Genomic DNA, 19,803 nt, shown 5'->3' with positions numbered 1-19,803 from the left:
GGTCGGCTCCCCCGCCGCGGAGCTCACCCTGGACGAGCACGGCGTGAGACGGCTCGTTCGGACGGTGGCTCCCGAGCTCGGCGACCTCCCGCTGACGCGCTTCGCGGAGGGCTGGGACAACGTCACCTGGCGTCTCGGATCGGACCTCGCCGTGCGCATGCCCCGCCGGCTCAGGGCAGCGCCGCTCATCCGTCACGAGCAGCACGCACTCCCCCTCTTCGCGATGCATCTCGCAGCCGTGAACATCCACACGCCTCTACCGGTGTTCGCAGGCGCCCCGACGCCGGAGTTCCCCTGGCCCTGGTCGATCGTGCCCTGGCTGCCGGGGAGGCAGGCGCTCGGGCTCCCCCGCCGCGACAACACCTCGTGGGCCTCCCAACTCGCGACAGCCCTCCTCCTGCTCCACCGCGAAGCGCCCGCCGACGCACCCGTGAACCCTGTGCGCGGCGTCCCGCTGGTGGCACGCGACCAGAGCATCAGAGATCGACTCGCCGAACTGACCGCAGCGATCGCCACGCCTCTCGGAGAACTCTGGTCAGCGGGACTCGAGGCCGAGCCCGCCACGGAGCCGGTCTGGATCCACGGCGACCTGCATCCCGGAAACATCCTGATCGACGGCGACAGGCTGTCCGCCGTGATCGACTTCGGCGACGTGACCTCCGGCGACCCCGCCTACGACCTCGCAGCAGGGTGGCTCGCCTTCGACGCCGAAGGTCGACATGTCTTCCGCCGAGCCACCGGCGGAAGGTACGACGACGCGACCTGGGTCAGGGCACGAGCCTGGGCTGCGGCCATGGCCGCGATCCTCTGCCACTCGAGCGATGATCGCGCGGATCTGCGCGCGCTCGGTCAGCAGACGGCCGCCGAACTGATCAGCTGACCGAAGCTGCACGCACACGGAGATCGCGCGCGAGATGGTCCCGCTGCTCCATCACGAGCCGCCGGAGGGCGGCAGGCGCTGCCGGATTCGCGGCCAGCCACGCATCCACCGGCTCCACCGACTCCGACGCGGGGAAGAGCCCGATGACCAGGCGCCGCGCGATCTCGATGCTGCGCTCTGACCAGGCTCGGCCGATCCGCACGAAATACTCGTCGTCGAACTCGGAGATGAGATCACGGCGTCCCCCCGCACGGAAGCCGCCGATCACCGCATCGAGATGATCATTGCTGAGCGAGAGGTCGTTCCACGCGGAGTCCCATGCGTCGCGCCGCACATCCGCGTCGGGCCGTGAGGCACGGGCGCGCCGTGCAGCCGTGCGTCCGTCGCCGGTGTCGTCCCGCTCCTGCTCCGCCGTCACGTCTTCGTCATCAGCCTGCCCCACGGTCACGAGCGCGGTGAGGAGCTGCCAGCGCAGGTCGGGGTCGATCACGAGCCCCTCCGGGACATTCCCCTCCAGCAGCGCGCGCACCTCTTCGTGACGACGATCGTCGAAAGCGGACGCGGTCGCGAACGCTCGGGCCCAGGAGAGCTGCGCGTCGCTGCCGGCATCGGCGGCCTCCAGTGCGCTCCACACCGTGTCGGTCCAGCGGCGCTGCTCCTCGTCGCGACTCGCGTCCGGCACGAAGTGACGGATCGTGTAGATCGCGTTCGGCAGCACGCCCGTCAACAGCCCGATGTTGGACTCCTCCGCCGCATGGCTGCGCACGATTCGGAGGTAGCGCAGCGCGTCGAGCTCGCCGTCGCGGGTCGCGTTCCACAGCGAGGACCACACGAGGGCACGTGCCAGCGGATCATCGATCGCGGACAGGGACTCCTCGACCGTGCGGAGGGAGCGTGCGTCCAGACGCGCCTTCACATAAGTGAGGTCGTCGTCGTTGAGCAGCACCAGATCGGCGTCGGGCAGCTCGATCCCGGTGCGCTCACCGATCACGTCGAGCTCCTGCTGCTCGCGACGGAGCACACGACCGTCGAGACGTTCGTACATGCCGATGCGGAGCCGGTGGGGCCTCGGGTCCGTCTGCACCAGGACGGAGCGTCCCTCCTCGTCCGTCTCCGTCGACAGCGTCGACACTCCGGAGGTCTGCAGCCATGCCGCCGACCAGTCGCTCATGTCGCGGCCCGAGACCGCGCTCAGCTGCACCAGGAAGTCGTTCAGCGTCGTGTTGCCGAACGCGTTGGCGGCGAAGTACCGGCGGGCGCCCTCGAAGAACGCGTCATCGCCGACGAATGCCACGAGCTGCTTCAGAACAGCCGCACCCTTGGCGTAGGTGATCCCGTCGAAGTTCAGCTTCGCCGCCTCGAGATCGGTGATGTCCGCGACGATCGGGTGGGTCGTGGGCAGCTGATCCTGCTGATAGGCCCAGGCCTTCCGTCGCGCGGCGAACGTCACCCAGGCGTCCTGGTAGCGCGTCGCCACCGCCGACGCGTGCGCGCCCATGTAGTCGGCGAACGACTCCTTCAGCCAGAGGTCGTCCCACCAGGTCATGGTGACCAGGTCTCCGAACCACATGTGCGCCATCTCGTGCAGGATCGTGTTCGCCCGCGCAGCGCGCTGTGCATCCGTGGCCGCCCCGCGGGAGAGATACGCCTCCGTGAAGGTCACGAGACCCGGATTCTCCATCGCGCCCAGGTTGTACTCCGGCACGAAGATCTGGTCGTACTTACCCCACGGGTATGGGTAGGCGAACGCCTCCGTGAAGAAGTCCAGCCCTTGCCTGGTGACCTCGAGGATCTCGTCCGCGTCGAGGTGCGAGGCGAGCGAACGCCGGACGAGCACGCCGAGGGCGATGTGCTGCTCATCGCGCCGCCACTCGCCGTCGACGCGCGAGTACGGACCGGCAGCGACCGCTGTGATGTAGCTCGAGATCGGCAGAGTCGGGGCGAACTCCACACGCTGCACGCCGACACCCAGGTCGGTGTGCGCAGGCGACTGATTCGAGAGCACCTGCCACCCGGTGGGGGCGTCCACGACGAACGTGTACTCGGCCTTCATGTCCGGCTGCTCGAAGCATGCCATCACCCTGCGCGCGTCCGCCGGCTCGTACTGCGTGTAGAGATAGGTCTCGTCGTCCACAGGGTCATGGAAACGGTGCAGTCCCTCACCGGATCGGCTGTACGCCGCGACCGCCTCGACCCGCACGACGTTGGCGGCCGCGAGACCGGAGAGCGAGATGCGCGCGCCGTCGTAGACGACCTCCTGATCGACGCCGTTCACCGAGACACTCCGGACCTCTTCGCCGATGAAGTCGAGCCAAGTGCTCTCCCCCGTCGCATCGAACTCGAGGGTCGTCACCGTCGGGAACCCGGTACGGGCGCGCTCCGGCGCACCGGTCAGGTCGAGCTCGACGCGGATGCGATGCACGGTGACGGCGGCGGATCGCGCGGCCGTCTCCTCGCGGGTGAGGTTGGCTGTGTCCATGCATCCATCCTGTCACCCGGATGCCCGACGGATCGTCCTCACGCTCACGTCGGTCGGAGCCGGTGTCCGATCGCCGAGTACACCTGTGCGGACGCGTGCGACCGGGCCGCTGCTGCGTCGTCGTCGTGACGTGCGAACGCGATGCGCGACAGGATCGCGTCGCTGCGTGCGACTTCGGCGCGGTCTCCGGTCGCCTCCGCGACGCTCCGCGCCTCTTCTGCGTGCCGCTCGGCCTCGGCGAGGAGATGCGGGGACGCGGAGTCGCTCGCCGCAGCGAGGACCAGGATCTCGGCGAGCGAATTCGCAGCCTCGGTGGCGATCAAGGGCGACCCCGCGCGCTCCGCCTCCCGGAGGATCCGCTGCGCCGTCGTCCGCGCGCGATCGGACTGGCCGTTCCGCCCGTCGATCCGGGCGCCGAGGAGTTCGAGATCGGCCGATGTCGCGAACTCTCCTGCGGACTGCAGGGCGCCCATCGCGTCGGCGCACAGTCCACGGGCCCGCAGGTCGTCACCCCGTGCTTCCGCGATGAGCGCACGCGTCCGGCGGACGAACGGCAGCGGTTCACCGTTCGATTCGTCTATCAGCTCCTGCAGTTCCTCGTCCGCAGCATCGAGGTGTCCGATCGCGAGGAACAGCAGCGGGCGATTGCCGCGCACGACAGCCACGTTCAGCTCGTCCCTCTCCGCCTTCGCCATGCTCAGCGCAGCGGTGTAGCCCTGCAGCGCCTCCCGGTAGCGGGCGAGGATGCGAAGGGTGTCCGCATGGTTGCCGGTTGCCCGCCCTTCGACGACCCTGTCCCCCGCGTCGCGCGCGTGTGCGATCGCCCGTTCATAGGAGACCAGCGCCTGCTCGAGGTGACTCATCCAGCGCTGCACGTTGCCGATCTGGTTCCAGGTGCGGGCGAGAGCCGCGCCCGAAGCGATACGACGCACGCGGTGCAGGATGATGAGCGCTTCGTCCAGCCGCCCGAGCTTCTCCGCGCAGTGCGCCACGCCGAGAGCGATGTCGGGCACCAGGTCGAGGCCGTCTCCGCGGGCTGCCAGATCGTGCAGCTGCAGCGATTCGCTCCAGAGCGACCAGCGGGACAGCACCGGGTGCGATGTGATCGCCAGCCGTTCCACTTCGGAATCGAGACCGTGCTCGCGAGCCGCCGACGCCACCGCGAGCACGGTCCCCACCTCACGCGCGGCGAAGTCGGGATCCTCTTCCATCCGGACCAGCACGGCGGACGCGGAGTCGCGGACGAAGTCCCTGCGGACGGATGACGGGCGGAGGGAGCGCGACCGCTCTGCGGCGAAGGAGAACACCGTGTCGTGCATCCGCACCCGTCCCTGGCGCAGCTCCACGAGGTGCCGGGCATGCAGACGGTGCAGATCGCGTGCGGCGGCGGGGCCTCCGGCTGCGATGAGCACACCTTCCTCCACCTCTCGGTCGAGCAGCGCGGCGTTCGCGAGGAGATCGGCTTCGCCCGTCGGCAGGGATCGTGTCGCCGCCTCCAGAACAGGTCGGATGCGCACGTCGCGTGGCTCATGCTCGAACCGCGATGCCAGGTCCGCGAACGACCACCCCTCGTGTTCACGGATGATCCCGGCGAGCATCACCAGATCGAGCGGCAGGCCACCCGCCACGGTGACGATGCGCCGCAACGCCGCCGCACGCTCATTGCTCCCTCTGATCACGGTCGAGGAAGCCCCGTCGAGGGAGAGGAGGTGATCGAGCAGGCGCTCGGCTTCTGCGTGCGACATCGGCGGGACGACGACCCTCTCCACGCGCAGAGCCGTCGGGGACAGACGCTCCTCGAGGCCCCCGAGGTCGACGCGCGCCGTCACGATGAACCGCACACCGGGAACCAGCAGCGCAGCCAACCGCACCGGGTCACCCGCGTCCTCGATGACGACCGTCAACTCGCGCGCGCTGATCCGCAGCTGCTCACGAAGACGCGGCAGCTCGTAGGGAAGGGAGCGGACTCCGAGAGCCCCCAGCATCCGCCGCAGGACGTCGATCGGATCCGCCGGAGGGCGTTCGGTGTCGGATTCGCGCAAGTGCACGGTGAGCACCGGCGAACGGCCGGCCAGCGCCGAGGCGAGAGTGGTCTTCCCCGCCCCCGGCAGACCGGTGAGAACCAGCACGTCGGCATCGGGAAGAGCGGTCAGCAGCTCTTCGCGTCCGATCTCCGCGCCCGCGGGATCCCGGATTCCGAGTGCCACCTCGACGTGCACCCCCGATCGCGCACCGTTGAGAAGCCGCGCGGTCTCCCGCCACCGCGCAGCCTCCTCGTCATCGCCCCCGAGCACGCGGACGATATCGCCCACCAGACGATGGTCCACGCGTCGCCGTCCCGGACGGAAGCAGTCGTAGACGGTCACCTTCGGCGGTTCGGCACCGTGACGCACCCCGCCGATCCGACGGGCGATCTCGGCATACGACGGCGAGCCCGCGTCCACACGCATCCGCCCGAGGCCCAGGCAGAGCTCGTCGAGGGTGCGGGGCACGGGCATGAGTCGAGCCTAGGACACGCGGTCGGCGGGGTCGGCGCCGTGCGTTCGGGCTCGTTCGGACTCCGACGGGCCCGCCCAGCGCACACCTAGGCTCTCTCGACGGAGAGGCCACCCGACCTCCCGGAAGAGGAGAGAATCCCCATGACGACACGTGCAGAGATCGCGGCCAAGCTCGACGACTTCTCGTACCAGAAGCTGAATTTCGGCGGGTTCCTGATGAACAAGCGCGCCAAGAACTCGCATGCCCTGTGGACCCGCACCGCCGACAAGGGCGTCACCGAGCTGGCGCTGCTCGCCACAAGGGACTTCGGCGAGGGGAACGTCTACGACGTCGCCGCCTTCACGCTCGAAGGGGCCATCCCGACCGAGGTCCTCGACGAGCTGAAGCAGCAGGCCGAGGCGCTCGTCGACCGCGTCAATCTGCGTGCACACGGATACGTGTACACCTGCCTGGAGCCGTGGGACGGCGGCGGCACCATCTGGATCTCCAAGAAGCCCGAGTTCCGCGAGCTCAGCCGCCTCGATCAGGGCATCCACGTCGTGCCGATCCAGCGGCTCACCGGTCCGGGCGAGCCCCGGTGGCTCGCCTGGGCGCGCGAGGGCGGACAGCTGAACATCGCCATCGTGTACAAGCCCTGACGTGGCACCCTTCTCGGCCGGTCGGGCCGCCCCACTCGCGACGGCTCGCGGATGGGGCAGCCTGACACTGGTCGCGTCGTCGGTCGCAACGCTCGTCATCGCCGGAGCCCTGGCTTTCTATCTCCTGCCGGTCGGATTCGCGCTGTCCGGGACGACGCTCGTGTACGCCCAGGTCGCGACGATGCTGCTCGGCGCCGCACTCGTCGCGTGGTCGACGATGTCCATCAGTCGGCATCGTCGACGGCGCACCGCCCTCGCCGAGATCGCCGCGGCTTTGGGCTGGCGGTATCGCGCTGACATCGGCGACCACCCGTGGGGCGGCTCCATCGACGAGCAGGTCGATCGCGGCGACCGCACCGCGCAGGACCACCTGGACGCCCGACACAGCGCCGTCCCCTTCGACAGCGTCGAACGCACCTTCGTGGTCGGCGATGGAGAGGGCGCGACGATGCACACCGTGCGCGCTGTCCGCATCCCGCTGCCGTCCGAGGCTCCGAGGATCATGCTCCGGTCGCGGCGCGGTGGCGGGGCGCTCAGCGTGCTCCCTCGGCGTCCGACCGGCCGAACCCGCATCCGGCTCGAGGGGGACTTCAGCGACGTGTTCGACGTATCAGTGCCGCCGGGATACGAGACGGACGCGCTCTATGTGCTCACCCCCGACCTCATGGCGATCCTCGTCGACGAGAGCGCCGACCTCGACCTGGAGATCGTGGACAGCACGTTGTATGTCTACTTCCCCGCCGTCGATCTGACCGATGGGGAGGAACTGCGGCGCTTCCTCACCGTGATCGCGGCGCTTCACGATCGCGTCGGGCGACGAACCCTGCTGTACCGCGACGAGGCCGCGACGCCTCTCGATCCGGGGACCTACCGGCGTGACGGCGACACGCTCGCCGGTCGCGCACGCCACGTCGACACGCGTACCCGGTGGTGGCCCGTGATCGCAGCCGTGGCCACGCCCCTCGTGCCGATGCTCATCGCCGTCGTCTGGCTCCGGATCGCCGGGTGACCTTCCTCGAGATCTCCGGACCACCGAGGAGTCTCCTGATGGCGCTCTCAGGCGTCACGGAGAGGTCGAGCGTCCGTCCGCGTCCGTATTGGCTGAAGACCCGAGGATCGATGTAGCTCGCTCGTGCCACCGCGGTCGTGTTGCCGAGCGCCGTCGCCGCCGCCTGCACGGCAAGGCGCTCTGCCTGACTCCGGTGGTTCCGGCTGTCGAGCTCGCCGATCCGGGCGAGGGCGTCCGCGGCGATGATCGTGCCGTGCAGCGTGCGGAAGTCCTTCGCCGTGAAGGACTCCCCCGTGACCTCCCGGAGATAGGCGTTGACCTCTGCGGGCGTGAGACGCACGCGACGCCGGCCTCGGCGGTACGCGAGCAGGAAAGCGCCCGACTTGCCCGCGGCGAAGTCGGTCAGGGCATCGGCCAGGGATTCATCCGTGATCTCGATCGACGCCGTGCGGCCGCTCTTGGCGGGGAACGACAATGCGACATCACTCCCCGCCACACGCACATCTCTTCGTCGCAGTGTCGTGAGACCGCGGCTGCCGTGTCGCACCAGGTAACGCTCCGACCCGATACGGAGGGCTGCGTCGTCGAGAAGGCGGAAGGCGATGGCGAGGGCGCGCTCCTTCGTCTGCCCCTGCTGGGCCAACGCCCGGGTCACCTGCGCTCTCGCGCGCGGCAGCGCGGCGGCCAGATCGAGGGCGCGCACGAACTTCTTGCGATCTCGGCTCACCCGCCACAGGGGGTGGTACAGGTACTGCTTGCGGTCGGCGCCGTCCACGCCCACCGCCTGAATGTGAGCGAGCGGGTCCGCGGCGATCCACACATCCCGCCATGCGGGTGGGATGACGAGGTCGTTGATCCGCTCGCGATCGGCCTCGGGCGCCGTGTTCCCTGCCGGATCGACGTACCGGAACCCCGATCCCGATCGCACGCGCCGGAACCCCGGATCCTGCCCGGGGACAACCCGGATGAGTTTCGCCATCGTGAGCCCTTCCTCGACTGCCTGCGCTCGAGGATGCCCCGTGGCACGGATCCGTGGAAGGGAGTGGCGCTGTACCCTGCCCCCGTGCTATTCGGTCCCGGCTTCCGCGCGCGGCGCCGCGAAGGCGCTGCGCATGTGGTCGCTGGTGAGGAAGTCGGCGATGCCGATCATGATCAGGCTGAAGACGATCTGCTCCGACACCATCCAGAGCGGGTAGAGCCCGGGGATCGCCGCCATGACGAGCGTGATGACGGGGAAGATCTGCGCGAACGGACGAAGGCGCTGATACGCCCACCGCCAGCCACGCTGTGCACGCCAGGCGAAGTAGAACAGCGTCGCCGTCATCGCGAGCACCACGAGCGTGCGCATCCAGACGGCGAACGAGACCGACTCGCCGTCGACCGCGAGCACCAGCGCGACGACGACGGCCCCGACGCCGATGACGAGCTCGACGATGAGGAGCCAGATGATCCAGGTGAACGCACGCACCGTCTTGGGATGCGTGCGGTCGGTCTCGCTGATGGCGATGCCGGCCTGCCGCCCACCGGCGATCCGATCCAGTCGGAGGAAGAGGGACTCCAGAGCCATGCTCGGAGCCTATTGGGTCGGGAGCCGGTCCGCCTCGTCCGTTCGATGGATGCCGGCGACGCCGTTGGCGGTCGGGGAGACGACCCGCTCGAGGACGATCGCCAGCACTCCGACGGCGAGACTGCCCGCGATCATGACGCCGATGAATCCGGCATCGAGTCCTCCTCCGAGCATCACACCCGCGACGAGCGGCCCGAGGATCGCCCCTCCCTGGAACGCGGCCGAGTTGATGGCGTTGTACCGACCGCGCGTGCGATCGGTAGCCAGATCGTTGTAGATCGCGGGAACCGTCGGCTGGAGCATCGTCTCGCCGAAGGCGAAGACACCCATGTAGGCGATCACGCCGATCGCCGCGGCGAGGGTGCCAGGCAGGAATCCGGTCGCCCCAAGGAGCACCCATGACAGCGCCCAGCTGAGTGCCATCACCTGCATCACCCGCGTACGACGCTTGCCGGAGATGAGTCTGAGGACGGCGAACTGCAGCAGCACGATCACCGCGGTGTTGACGGCGAACGAGATGCCGACCACCTGCGTCGAGACCTCCGACACCTGTCGGGCGAAGGCAGGGAAGCCCGCCTCCATCTGCCCGTAGCCGATGAACACCGAGAGGAACGTGAGCAGCGTCAGCCAGAGCACGGCGGGGCGACGCAGGATCTCGCGATATCCACCGGCAGGCGGTGCGTCTTCTTCGGCCTCATGCTGAGTGCGCACACGTCGGAGCGGGCCCAGGAGCAGGGCGAGGGGAACGAGGCTGCTCGCGGCGTCGACGAGGAAGATCGTGGTGAACGTCGCGGGGTCGCTGACGTCGACGAAGAAGCCTCCGATCACTCCGCCGACCCCGATGCCGAGGTTGACGAGAGCGAAGTTGACGCCGAAGTACTGCTGGCGCACCTCGCCCTCCACCACCGACGCGATCAGCGCGTTGAAGCCCGGCCACGACACACCGAAGTTCACGCCGATCAGCATGACGGCGATCGCGGCGACGACAGGGTGCGTGGCGAATGCCAGAAGCGCGCACCCCACGATCATCGACAGCAGCCCGACGATCAGCACCCGGCGTGCACCGAACCGATCGATCAGTGTTCCTCCCGGGCCCGTCACCACGAGTCCGGTGATCGCGATGAGGCTCATGAGAGCGCCGGAGACCCCGAGGTCGAACCCACGGACCTCGTGGAAGTAGATGATCGTGAACGGGAGCGTCATGCCGCGTCCGAGTGTCTGGATCGCGACCGTCGACAGCAGCCAGCGCCCCTCCGTTGGCAGGGCATTCCAGAAGCTCCTCATACCGATCACCTCGACATTCTTCCGGATGCCGGGGACATCGCGATCCACGAGCGGATTGTCCGCCGAGCGTGGTTTCTGCCATCATCGCCAGCATGGCGCTGTCTCTCGACGAATTCCGCACCTCGCTGCAGGACCCCGGTGCCCGGCCGGGCCTTGGCCTCCCCCTCACGGATGCGGAGGCGCAGCAGGTGGCCGCCGACGCGCAGGCGACCCTGAGCTGGTACGAGTACTGGCTGGCCGTGACAGCGCAGGCCGCGCCGCTCGGCACCCACGACTTGGTGCACGCCGCCGCCTTCGCTGCCGCTCCCCCGGCCTATGGCGGCACTCCGCCTGCCGCGGGACCGCATGTCACGCCAGGCGTCGGGCCGGAGAAGAAGAGCCGGGTCGGGCTCTGGGTGACGCTGTCGGTGATCGGCGCACTCCTGCTCATCGCCCTCATCGTCGTGGTCGTCGCCCTCACCACCGCCCGGCACTGGACGAAGGTGGATTCGCCGGAGAAGCCCGAGACCTTCCACAGCGAGGAGTACGAGACCGGCCTCTACCTCGTGGCCGACGACGGTGTGAGCCCGTGCGCCGTCGATCAGGACTGGACCGACTGCATCAACGCGATGGAGGCCCAGTACGCCGGAGCCTGCGCCGGGGTCGAGCTGGTCCCCGCCGCGGCTACCCTCTGCGGACAGCATCGTGCCGAGATCGACCGTATGCGCGCCGAGGACTCGGAGGGATCGGTCGTGGCCTCGCTCGGCGACTTCGGGCACCTCACGCGCACCCCGGAGATCGCGACGCGGCAGGTGTCCAACAACGACTACGAGGCGGCTGTCACCCACGAAGCCGTGTGCTACCTCGGCTTCCTCGGCGAGTGCGAGTAGGCAGGCGGACCCTCCTGCCCCGCACCGCCGCGCTCAGATCGCCGCGTCCGGCAGACCCACCTTCGCCTTCGCCCAGGAGCGCCCGCGGGTGTCCTTGAGGATGTCGTACTCGACGTCGACGTGCGGCTCGATCGCACTGTACTTGTCGTTCGGCGCGCCGATCACGAGCTGGAAGCCGAGTCCACGCCATGCGCCGATCGCGCGCTTCGTGAAGTGGGCATCCGCCTTGATGAGCGCTTCGTCCATGAAGACGGGGGCGTAGCGCGGCCGGGCAGCGCCCGCATCTCCGAGCTGGTAACGCAGCGCTGCTCCCACGATGAACGCGACGAGCTCCTGCGACTCCCCTCCGGACTTCTCGCCGATGTGGTCGTAGAGCGCGACATGCTCCCGCGTCGTCGCTGTGACCCGCTCGGCACTCACGCGCACGTGGTTGCGCACGTCGATGAGCTCGGCGAAGTCGGGGGCCGTACGGCGCATCCGTCCGATCAGACGGCTCATCTTGCGGTACACGGCCTCGCGCTCGGCGTCGGTCTCGGCAGCGTCGATCAGTCCCCGCACCTCGCGGAGCTCGCGGCGGAACCGCTTGCGTGCCTCGCTCTGATTCTCGCGCGGGGTGATCTGCAGACGATGGTCGTCGTCGTAGAACGGCAGCTCCTCCATGATGCGGTTGATCGGGTCGATGCGATCCTTGATCTCGCGGAGCGACCGGCTGAGAGTCGAGTCGAGGCTCGTCAGGTCGTTTCCCGAGAGCTTGAGCAGACTGTCACGCCACTCGGTCTCCAGCTCGTGGAGCCCGTTGGTCTGCAACGCCTCCAGAATGCTCTCGAACTCACCGACGGACTCGTCGGGGTCCGGCAGGATCGTGAGGTTGTCCCAGCGCTCGAGGAACCCCGTCATCAGTCGCCGCATGCTCTCGCGCTGCTGCTCGTGGGCCTCCGCGGCCTCACGACGGTCCTCGTGCAGGCGCTGAGCGGCGGTCCTGAGCGCGGTGTCCAGGTGTGTGAGCCGCTCCGACGCGGTTACGCTCGCCCCGCTCTCGGCGTGCAGGAACCGGCCGTCCAGGAACGACGCATGTGTCTCGCCGAGCGAGAGGTCCGTGGCTGCCGCGGAATCGATCACTCTCTGACAGGCGTCGACGTCGTCGGTGACCTGTCCCCAGTGCTCCTGGGTCTGGGCGAGTTCGTTGCTGAGGCGCGCCTCCTCGTCCCGGAGCGTGCTCGCGCGGGACCGCAGATCCTCCGCCTGACGCTTGAGCTGCGCGATCTCGGGGCTGGCTGTCGTGACCTCCGCTTCGACGGCGAGCCAACGTTCCCGTTCGGCCTCGACCGCATCGACATCGATCTGCTCCCACGTGAGGTCCTCGATCTTCGCGAATGCGGTCGATCGTGCCTCGATGCGGTCGAGGGCGGCTTCGGCGTCCTGCGCCGCCGATGCGTAGCCGTCGTGACGATCGGTCAGCAGCCGCAGCTGGTCATCGATCTCGCGAAGCCGACGGTCGTTGGTGAAGCCGAGCACGTTGGCGCGTCCCTGACCGCCGTGGGCTCCCCTGCTGCCCTGCGACACCTGGCCGTTGATGGTGAGCGCCTTCTGATGGGCGTCCAACGGGGACGATGAGTCGACGCACACGTATCCGAACCGGTCCTGCAGCCGCTGCTGGAGCCACCCGGTGAAGGGGGTCGGCAGGTAGTCGAGCCTCCCGGGGAGGGTCTGCGGATCGGCGTTGCGCACCTCGAGGAGTCCGGTGGGGACGCCCTCGTAGTTCAGGCGCTCCGGGGTGCGCGTGGAGTTGATCGCCGCCCGGAAGGACGACAGCTTCTCCGCGTCGACGAGGAGCGTCCTGGCGAAGCCGCCGAGGGCGAGGTTGAAGGCCTCGCGCCACGGCTCGAACTCCGTCCGCACCTCGATGAGCTCTCCCACGAAGGGAAGCTCCGAAGGGTCGAGACCAGCCGCCTCCGCGAGCATGGCGCGGGACTCGTCGAGGTGGGAGGGAATGCTGCCGCGCACCAGACCGGTGCGCTCGCGCTCCTGACGCAGTCGTGAGATCTCGAGCTCGGTCGTCCTGCGGGCGGTCTCGGCGTCGGCGAAGGCCGCGCGCGCGTCCCGGATCCCCGATCTCGGCGATGACCCCCGACTGTCGGCCACGAGGGCCTCGAACTGGGCGGCGTTCTCCACTTCCGCACCGAGATCCCGCACGATGGCGTCGAACTTCGCGCGTTCCCGCCGCACGTCGTCCAGGCGACGTTCGGCGACGCGGAGCTCCCGTTGCGCTGTCTCGAGGCGGTCACCGCCGGACTGCCGCAGGACATCGAGCAGACCCTCCCGCTCGGCATCGGCGGCGTCGACGAGGGCGCGCTTCTCCCGCACAGCGAGGCTGAGGGCGCGGGAGCGGTCCCCCAGCTCGACCTCGACCTCGCGCAGCAGATCCAGGCGGCGCTGAGCGTTCCAGAGCGCGGCGAGGGACGACGGATCGGTGAAGACTCCGACTTCGTCGATGATCCGCACCCGTTCGGCTGAAGCCGCGATGCGCTCCTTGATTCCGCGGATGGGTTCGAGTGCGCTGACCTGCTGCTTCGCCGTCAGCATCCGGGTGCGCGTGCTCTCCAACTCATCGAAGTGCGCCACGACGGCATCCGCTGTGGCCATCGTCTCCGGCTCTTCCAGCACGAGCTTCTTGTACAGATCGTCGACCGTGGTGATCTGCTGCCCCGCTTGGATCCTGGCCAGCAGGCTGATCGCCTTCGCCCCGGACCCGGCCGCCCCGATCCCGAGCACCGCCTGCAGCCGGGCAGAGAACTCCCGGTCCGTCGCCAGCGTCTCCAGTCCCGCTGCCCGCACCGACGCATCGGAGAGCCGCTGCGTCGCGGCCTTCTCCAGCTGTGCCAGGTCGAACGCCCCGTTCACGGTCGCCCGAACCCGGGTCGTGTCCTCCAGCACGCGGGCATCCGCCGGGATGTACCAGGCCCGCACAGCGGTGAACCGCGACCCGTCGTGGTCGAGCCAGGTCGTCGCGATGGCACTCCACGTGTCTTCGCCGTCGCCGCGGAGGACTCGCAGCTTGGTGCCGTCCTCCGTGCGGGATTCGTCGATCTTCCCTCGCCCGTACGAGAGGATGTTCCGCTGCTCCTCGCCGCGCGGTCGGCCGGTCACTCCGCCGTTCGACGCACCGTTGAACGGCGTCGTGTGAGGCATCATCAGCGCGATGTACGCGTCCATCAGCGTCGACTTGCCGGAGCCGGAGCCGCCGCACAGCAGCGTGGCGTTCGGCGAGAAGCGCACCCGGTGCGGGCCCCCGTCGTATCCACCCCAGTTGATCAGCTGCAGCTCGTCCGCGATCCACTGCTGTCCCCGCGAGCCGGCGGGGATGAGCCCGAAGAGCGTGTCGACCATCGTCATCGTTGCACCGCTTCCTGCGACCGCAGCCAGTCGCGGAGTTCCTTCAGGGTCTCGGCGCTGAGGACGACCTCGACGAGCGCCGTGATCCGATAGCGCCCGCTGGTCTCCTCCTGCACGATCCCCTCGCGATCCAGTCTGTCCATCGCGTTCCTGATCGCCTTCTGCTGCCGTGCCGTTCCGCCATCGACATCGGTGAAGTAGCTCAGCACGGTCTGCTCGAGATCCTCGATGTCGATGCGCACCGACGACTCTCCGGCCGCGGACTCCCGCTGGTAGACGGTGCGCAGATGCACGAGCACGAGCGTCTCCGCACGTGTGTACGGGGAGTCCTTCAGCAACACAGGCATGTCGATCTCATCGGAGCGCAGCTGCTGCTTGTAGGCGAAACCGCGACCGTGGTCGACGACAAGTCGGAGGTACAGGTCGTTCAGACGCGACTCGATCACGTGCTGATGATCGAGCAGCAGCGTCCACTCCTTGCGGTTGCGCTCCGCGGCGATGAAGCGCCGCTGAAGGACGTGGGCGAGCAGACGGCGGATCTCCGGATCGAGGGTGCCGCGGTCGCCGGCGAAATGCTCCTCGATGTCTTCTTCCATGGGGACGGGAGCGATGAACGGGTCATCGACCGCTGCTTCCGGCGCGGGGCTCTCTTCAGGCATGTGCGTCTTCCTTCGTGTTGCGCGCCGTGACGGCACCGAACGCGAAGCGTCGCGTCGAGCCGTCGGGGCGCAGAGCTTCGACCACCGACACCGTCTCGCTCTCGGTCATGCCGTTGCGGTGGGCGATCTCGAGCAGTCCGACGAGGTCGACAGGGCGCCGGGTGTCGTCGTCGCTCTCGGCGAATGCGGCGGCGAGATCGAACTCGGGTCCGAGCCCCGCGACGTACTGCTCGAGCTCCGCATACCTCGGACCACCCCACGCGCGGGAGTCGACGTCGGCGAACTCGACGTCCCCGGCGTCGGCCAGAGGGGCGGGGACCGCGGGTGGACGGATGCTGCTCACGGTCTGCCTGAGGTGCCCCAGGTCGGCGAGCGGAAGACTGCGCACCGGTGCGTAACTCGCCCCCGTCCCGTCCCACACGTGCAGCGCGGCGATGACGTCACGCAGCAGGTCGTCGATCTGACGGTCCCGCAGCGGATCGTGTGTCTTCACCTGGCCGGTGATGACGTGCGAGGCTCGACGTTGCGCAGCCAGCACCTCCTCGACCCCGAGCTCCACGCGGCGTCCGATCGCGTCGAGCTCGGCCCGCTGCGTGCTGTCGAGCATCCGGGCGAACGGCTGTCGGAGCAGACCGTGCAGTTGGTCGGTGAGGGCATCGATGCGCTCCGGATCGCCGATCAGCTTGAGAGCGCCGGCGAAGGCGCGTCCTTCCGGCGTCGAGTTCATGACATCCTGCGCACGCTGCAGGTACTCGCGCAGCACCTCACCCGTCGGCCGCTCATCACGGCGCAGATGGGCGACGACGTCGCGCTGCATGAGTTTGAGGGATTCGGCGACCCGGGTGAAGTCGGCGGGAAGCTCGCGCGCCAGATGCAGCACGTTCTCCGCTTCCTCGAAGAGCTCTTCATCATCGAGTGGATCGGCTCTGCCCGACTCCTCGATCCGATCGATCTCGGCATCGAGTGCGGCGCGCTCCTCCCGGAGGCGGGCGAGTCGACGAACGGGGTCTGCCTCGGCGCTGTCGGCCAGATGCTCCACGGCCTCGAGGAGCGTGCGCACTCGGGAGTTGGATACGCGCGTGCGCCCGCCGCCCGTGCGCCCCGCGATTTCCAGAGCCTCGACAGCGTGCGCGGAGAGTCGATACACCTCGACGTCCTCGTCGATCTGCTGCACCAACCAGCCCAGGCGGACCCAGTTCCTCGCGACATCGCGGCCGGTCCCCGAAGGGACCCGGCGATCGTCGTCATCGTCGCCCGCATCCCTGAGTTCATCGAGGATCTCCGCGAGCTCGGCCTGGGCGTCGGCGATCGGGATGGAGACCCGGTCCGCCGTGAACAGAAGAGACAGCGACGCCACGACGAAGGGGGCGAAACGGCCGTGCAGCAGGTCGAGAGTCGGAGTACTGAAGGCGGTGACGGCGCGGGAGAATGCCGCTTCCACTCGAGTGCCTGTCACACCTTCCAGAATAGTCGGCGCCCTCGTCGTACCTCGACGCGACGCGATGGTCTCGGAAACGAAGAAACCCCCGCCTGAGCGGGGGTTTTCATCTTGCTGGGGTACCTGGACTCGAACCAAGAATAACGGAACCAGAAACCGTCGTGTTGCCAATTACACCATACCCCAAGGGCGAAACCAGGGCCTCGCACCGAGAGTCCAGCCTACCCGAGCGGCGGCGGAACACCAAAACCGGTGGACCGAGGACCGCCGCCCGGGCGCGTCGCGACTCAGCCGGCCAGGAACACCGAGAGCGAGCGGAGCCGACGCAGCGACTCCTCCTTGCCCAGCAGCTCCATCGATTCGAACAGCGGCGGCGAGACCCGGCGGCCGGTGATGGCGACACGGGGCGGACCGTAGGCGATGCGCGGCTTGAGCTCGAGCCTCTCGACGAGCTCCGCGGCGAGGGCCTCCTGGATCTTCTCCGGGGTGAAGTCGTCGAGGGGCTCGAGAGCCACGACGCACGCGTCGAGCACCTCGGCAGCATTTGCCGGAAGGCCCTTGAGGGCGTCCTCCGCGTACGAGACCTCATCGGTGAACAGGAAGCCCACCATGCCGGGCACCTCGCCGAGCAGCTGCACCCGCTCCTGCACGAGAGGCGCGACGCGGAATGCCGTCACCAGCTGTTCGTGCGTCGGCTCGTCGAAGAGTCCGGCTGCGGCGAGGTACGGGATCGTCCGCTCGGCGAAGTCCTTCTCGCCGAGCATCCGGATGTGGTCGCCGTTGATCGACTCGGCCTTCTTCTGGTCGAAGCGCGCCGGGTTCGGGTTCACGTCGACGATGTCGAACGCGGCGGTGAACTCGTCGAGCGAGAACACGTCGCGGTCATGTCCGATCGACCAGCCGAGCAGGGCGAGGTAGTTCAGCAGTCCCTCGGGGATGAAGCCGCGGTCGCGGTGCAGGAACAGATCCGCCTGCGGGTCGCGCTTGGAGAGCTTCTTGTTGCCGGTCTCCCCCAGCACCAACGGCATATGCGCGAACCGCGGGACGAACGTCGTCACACCCGCATCGATGAGAGCCGCATACAGCGAGAGCTGCCGGGCGGTGGACGGCATCAGGTCTTCACCACGCAGCACGTGCGTGATGCCCATGAGCGCGTCGTCGACCGGATTCACGAACGTGTACAGCGGCACACCGTTCGGGCGCACGACCACGAAGTCGGGGAACGATCCTGCGGGGAAGGTCACCTCGCCGCGGATGAGGTCCACATACGTGACGTCTTCGTCCGGCACCCGAAGGCGCAGCGCCGGCTGACGACCCTCCGCACGGAACGCCGCCTTCTGCTCGTCGGTGAGGTCGCGGTCGAAGTTGTCGTAACCGAGCTGCTTGGCGCGCCCGGCGGCCTCGTTGCGCGCGTCGATCTCGTCGGCAGTGGAGTAGCTCTCGTAGAGGGCTCCCGTGGCGATGAGCTTGTCGATCACCTCGCGGTAGATGTCGTGGCGCTCCGACTGCCGGTACGGAGCGTGGGGTCCACCGACCTCGACACCCTCATCCCAATCGATCTTGAGCCAGGTGAGCGCGTCCACCAGCTGGCGGAAGCTCTCCTCGCTGTCACGGGCGGCATCGGTGTCCTCGATGCGGAACACCATCTTCCCGCCGTTGTGACGGGCGTACGCCCAGTTGTAGAGAGCCGTGCGGACCATGCCGACATGCGGCAGACCGGTCGGCGAGGGGCAGAAGCGGACGCGGACGTCGGCACCACTGACGGTCGTGGTGAGGGGGTGAGGGGTAGCCATAGCCCTTCGATTCTACGGGGACCGCGCGTTCGCCCGTCGGCGGGCGCGAGGGCTCAGCCTCCTGGGCAGTCGCAATCGCCACCGCTGTGACACTGGCAGATCGGAGGCGGGTGATCCGCCGCCGTCACCGTCTCCCGCACCTGAAGGTCTGAGAACGGGACGACCTCGTCGTAGCTGGCCGCATCAACGGCGTCACCGCAGGCAGCGCCCTCCGTGCGGATCTCGGCGGCAGCCTCAGGGAAGACGAAGTCGACGCACGTGACGGCGGTCGACTGCTGGTACCAGAGCCCTCCGCCGGTCTCCGCCCCGCCTTCCACCGCGAGCGTCAGGGCCACGCCGTCCCCGGCCTCCTCGACGGCCAGCAGGGTGTAGAGGTGGCTGCCGGTGTCCGCCCCGCCTCGCGCATCAACGATGAAGTCGAGTCCGGCGACGGTCGCTTCCGGATCCTCGATCATCTGGTCGCGGTCCTCCCACAGCACGTCCTGCGCATCTTCCACGGAGTCGGCGAGGCTGTCCCTCATCAGGGTCCCGATGCTCGGCGCGCACCCGGCGAGAACACCGACGGTGGCGGCGAGCACGGCACCTGCGGCGATCCGTCCGGCGAGAGAGGACATGGCTCTGACCGTAGCGCAGTGCGCAACGCATCCGCCGGAACCCAGGGCGACATGCTCAGGGCGACATGCTCACGGCGACCGCCGCACGATGCTCCAGGGGCAGGAGGCCTTGGACGCTGCGCTCGTCCACGATGAGCTCGAACGCTGCACGGAATCGCCGACGATCATCGTGTCCGAGCCGGGCGTAGAGAGCACCGGCACCGGCCACGCCCCCTTCGACCGAACGCCAGAGTGCATTCGGGTCCGCGTGCCAGGTCCAGCCGTGCTCGGCGGCGGTCACGCGCTCCAGGCCCGCGTCCCGCAGCATCTGCGCGAAGCCGGCGGCGCTCCGCTCGAATTCCTCGTCGGCAGGGAGCTTCGCACCGGCGAACGGCGCCACTCCCGCGCGTTCAGCGACCTCCGCCCAGAACCATGAGGGCGACAGCGTCCAGATCGTCGCGACCACGGGGCCACGACTCACGCGCCGCAGCTCGGCCGCCGACCTGCGTGGGGAGCCGACATGGTTCAAGACGAAGTTCGCGACGACCACATCGACCGCGCCGTCGGCGAACGGGAGATCCGGCAGCCCCGCATCGATCGTGACGATCTGCGGACGGTCGCGGCGCGACACCGCGCGCATGGACGCCTCCGGCTCGCACGCCTGCACGCGCCATCCCGCGTCGGCCCAGGCTGCAGCGAGCC

15 protein-coding genes and 1 tRNA gene are annotated in these 19,803 nt (G+C 68.7%); 4 read left to right on the top strand and 12 right to left on the bottom strand.

What is annotated here, in order from left to right:
• Positions 1 to 43: 43 nt before the first annotated feature.
• On the top strand, positions 44 to 880 hold the full coding sequence (locus DSP71_RS20180) for an aminoglycoside phosphotransferase family protein (protein ID WP_258546579.1): 837 nt from the start codon (positions 44 to 46) through the stop codon (positions 878 to 880).
• On the opposite strand, the gene pepN is transcribed toward DSP71_RS20180, so the two are convergent.
• Entirely contained in the window at positions 873 to 3,359 is a 2,487-nt protein-coding gene (gene pepN / locus DSP71_RS20175; RefSeq protein ID WP_113681896.1) for an aminopeptidase N, read from the bottom strand. The genes DSP71_RS20180 and pepN overlap by 8 nt on opposite strands.
• A 44-nt stretch (positions 3,360 to 3,403) precedes the next feature.
• Positions 3,404 to 5,857, bottom strand: a complete 2,454-nt coding sequence (locus DSP71_RS20170; RefSeq protein ID WP_113681895.1) for a hypothetical protein — start codon at positions 5,855 to 5,857, stop codon at positions 3,404 to 3,406.
• A 141-nt stretch (positions 5,858 to 5,998) separates the two neighbouring features.
• Between DSP71_RS20170 and DSP71_RS20165 the strand changes: the two genes are divergently transcribed.
• Entirely contained in the window at positions 5,999 to 6,496 is a 498-nt protein-coding gene (locus DSP71_RS20165; RefSeq protein WP_058630576.1) for a hypothetical protein, read from the top strand.
• Between the two features lies 1 nt (position 6,497).
• Entirely contained in the window at positions 6,498 to 7,505 is a 1,008-nt protein-coding gene (locus DSP71_RS20160; RefSeq protein ID WP_258546578.1) for a DUF3137 domain-containing protein, read from the top strand.
• On the opposite strand, the gene DSP71_RS20155 is transcribed toward DSP71_RS20160, so the two are convergent.
• From DSP71_RS20155 to DSP71_RS20145, 3 genes are all read right to left on the bottom strand, one after another.
• Positions 7,471 to 8,484 (bottom strand): DNA topoisomerase IB, encoded by a 1,014-nt coding sequence (locus tag DSP71_RS20155; protein WP_113681894.1) that lies wholly within the window; start codon positions 8,482 to 8,484, stop codon positions 7,471 to 7,473. The two genes, DSP71_RS20160 and DSP71_RS20155, sit on opposite strands and share 35 nt — an antisense overlap.
• 87 nt (positions 8,485 to 8,571) lie before the next feature.
• Complete coding sequence (locus tag DSP71_RS20150) at positions 8,572 to 9,072, bottom strand: hypothetical protein (protein ID WP_113681893.1); 501 nt, start codon at positions 9,070 to 9,072, stop codon at positions 8,572 to 8,574.
• Positions 9,073 to 9,081: 9 nt separating this feature from the next.
• Positions 9,082 to 10,404: an MFS transporter gene (locus DSP71_RS20145; RefSeq protein WP_258546577.1), complete on the bottom strand. Its 1,323-nt coding sequence runs from the start codon at positions 10,402 to 10,404 to the stop codon at positions 9,082 to 9,084.
• Between the two features lie 44 nt (positions 10,405 to 10,448).
• Between DSP71_RS20145 and DSP71_RS20140 the strand changes: the two genes are divergently transcribed.
• The gene (locus tag DSP71_RS20140) at positions 10,449 to 11,225 is read left to right on the top strand and encodes a hypothetical protein (RefSeq protein WP_141369864.1); all 777 of its coding nucleotides are present in this window, start codon (positions 10,449 to 10,451) and stop codon (positions 11,223 to 11,225) included.
• 33 nt (positions 11,226 to 11,258) lie between these two features.
• On the opposite strand, the gene DSP71_RS20135 is transcribed toward DSP71_RS20140, so the two are convergent.
• The 7 genes from DSP71_RS20135 to DSP71_RS20105 form a co-directional block, all read right to left on the bottom strand.
• Positions 11,259 to 14,618, bottom strand: coding sequence for an ATP-binding protein (locus tag DSP71_RS20135; RefSeq protein WP_113681891.1), 3,360 nt, complete (start codon positions 14,616 to 14,618; stop codon positions 11,259 to 11,261).
• Positions 14,615 to 15,277 (bottom strand): DUF4194 domain-containing protein, encoded by a 663-nt coding sequence (locus DSP71_RS20130; protein WP_061017608.1) that lies wholly within the window; start codon positions 15,275 to 15,277, stop codon positions 14,615 to 14,617. Before DSP71_RS20130 ends, DSP71_RS20135 begins: the two co-directional genes overlap by 4 nt.
• On the bottom strand, positions 15,270 to 16,733 hold the full coding sequence (locus DSP71_RS20125; RefSeq protein ID WP_113681890.1) for a DUF3375 domain-containing protein: 1,464 nt from the start codon (positions 16,731 to 16,733) through the stop codon (positions 15,270 to 15,272). Before DSP71_RS20125 ends, DSP71_RS20130 begins: the two co-directional genes overlap by 8 nt.
• A gap of 96 nt (positions 16,734 to 16,829) precedes the next feature.
• Positions 16,830 to 16,901 (bottom strand) — tRNA-Gln (locus DSP71_RS20120).
• Between the two features lie 101 nt (positions 16,902 to 17,002).
• A complete protein-coding gene (gltX, locus tag DSP71_RS20115; protein WP_113681889.1) occupies positions 17,003 to 18,508 on the bottom strand; it encodes a glutamate--tRNA ligase in 1,506 nt (501 codons plus the stop codon).
• Between the two features lie 53 nt (positions 18,509 to 18,561).
• Positions 18,562 to 19,122, bottom strand: coding sequence for a hypothetical protein (locus DSP71_RS20110; RefSeq protein ID WP_113681888.1), 561 nt, complete (start codon positions 19,120 to 19,122; stop codon positions 18,562 to 18,564).
• 55 nt (positions 19,123 to 19,177) lie between these two features.
• The coding region (locus DSP71_RS20105) for a class I SAM-dependent methyltransferase (RefSeq protein WP_147251420.1) at positions 19,178 to 19,803 on the bottom strand (626 nt) is incomplete at its 5' end.

Source organism: Microbacterium sp. H6 (assembly GCF_003314775.1).
GTDB lineage: Bacteria > Actinomycetota > Actinomycetes > Actinomycetales > Microbacteriaceae > Microbacterium > Microbacterium oxydans.
The sequence above is the reverse complement of the archived record's forward strand: the minus strand, read 5'-3'. Positions and strand labels throughout refer to the sequence as shown.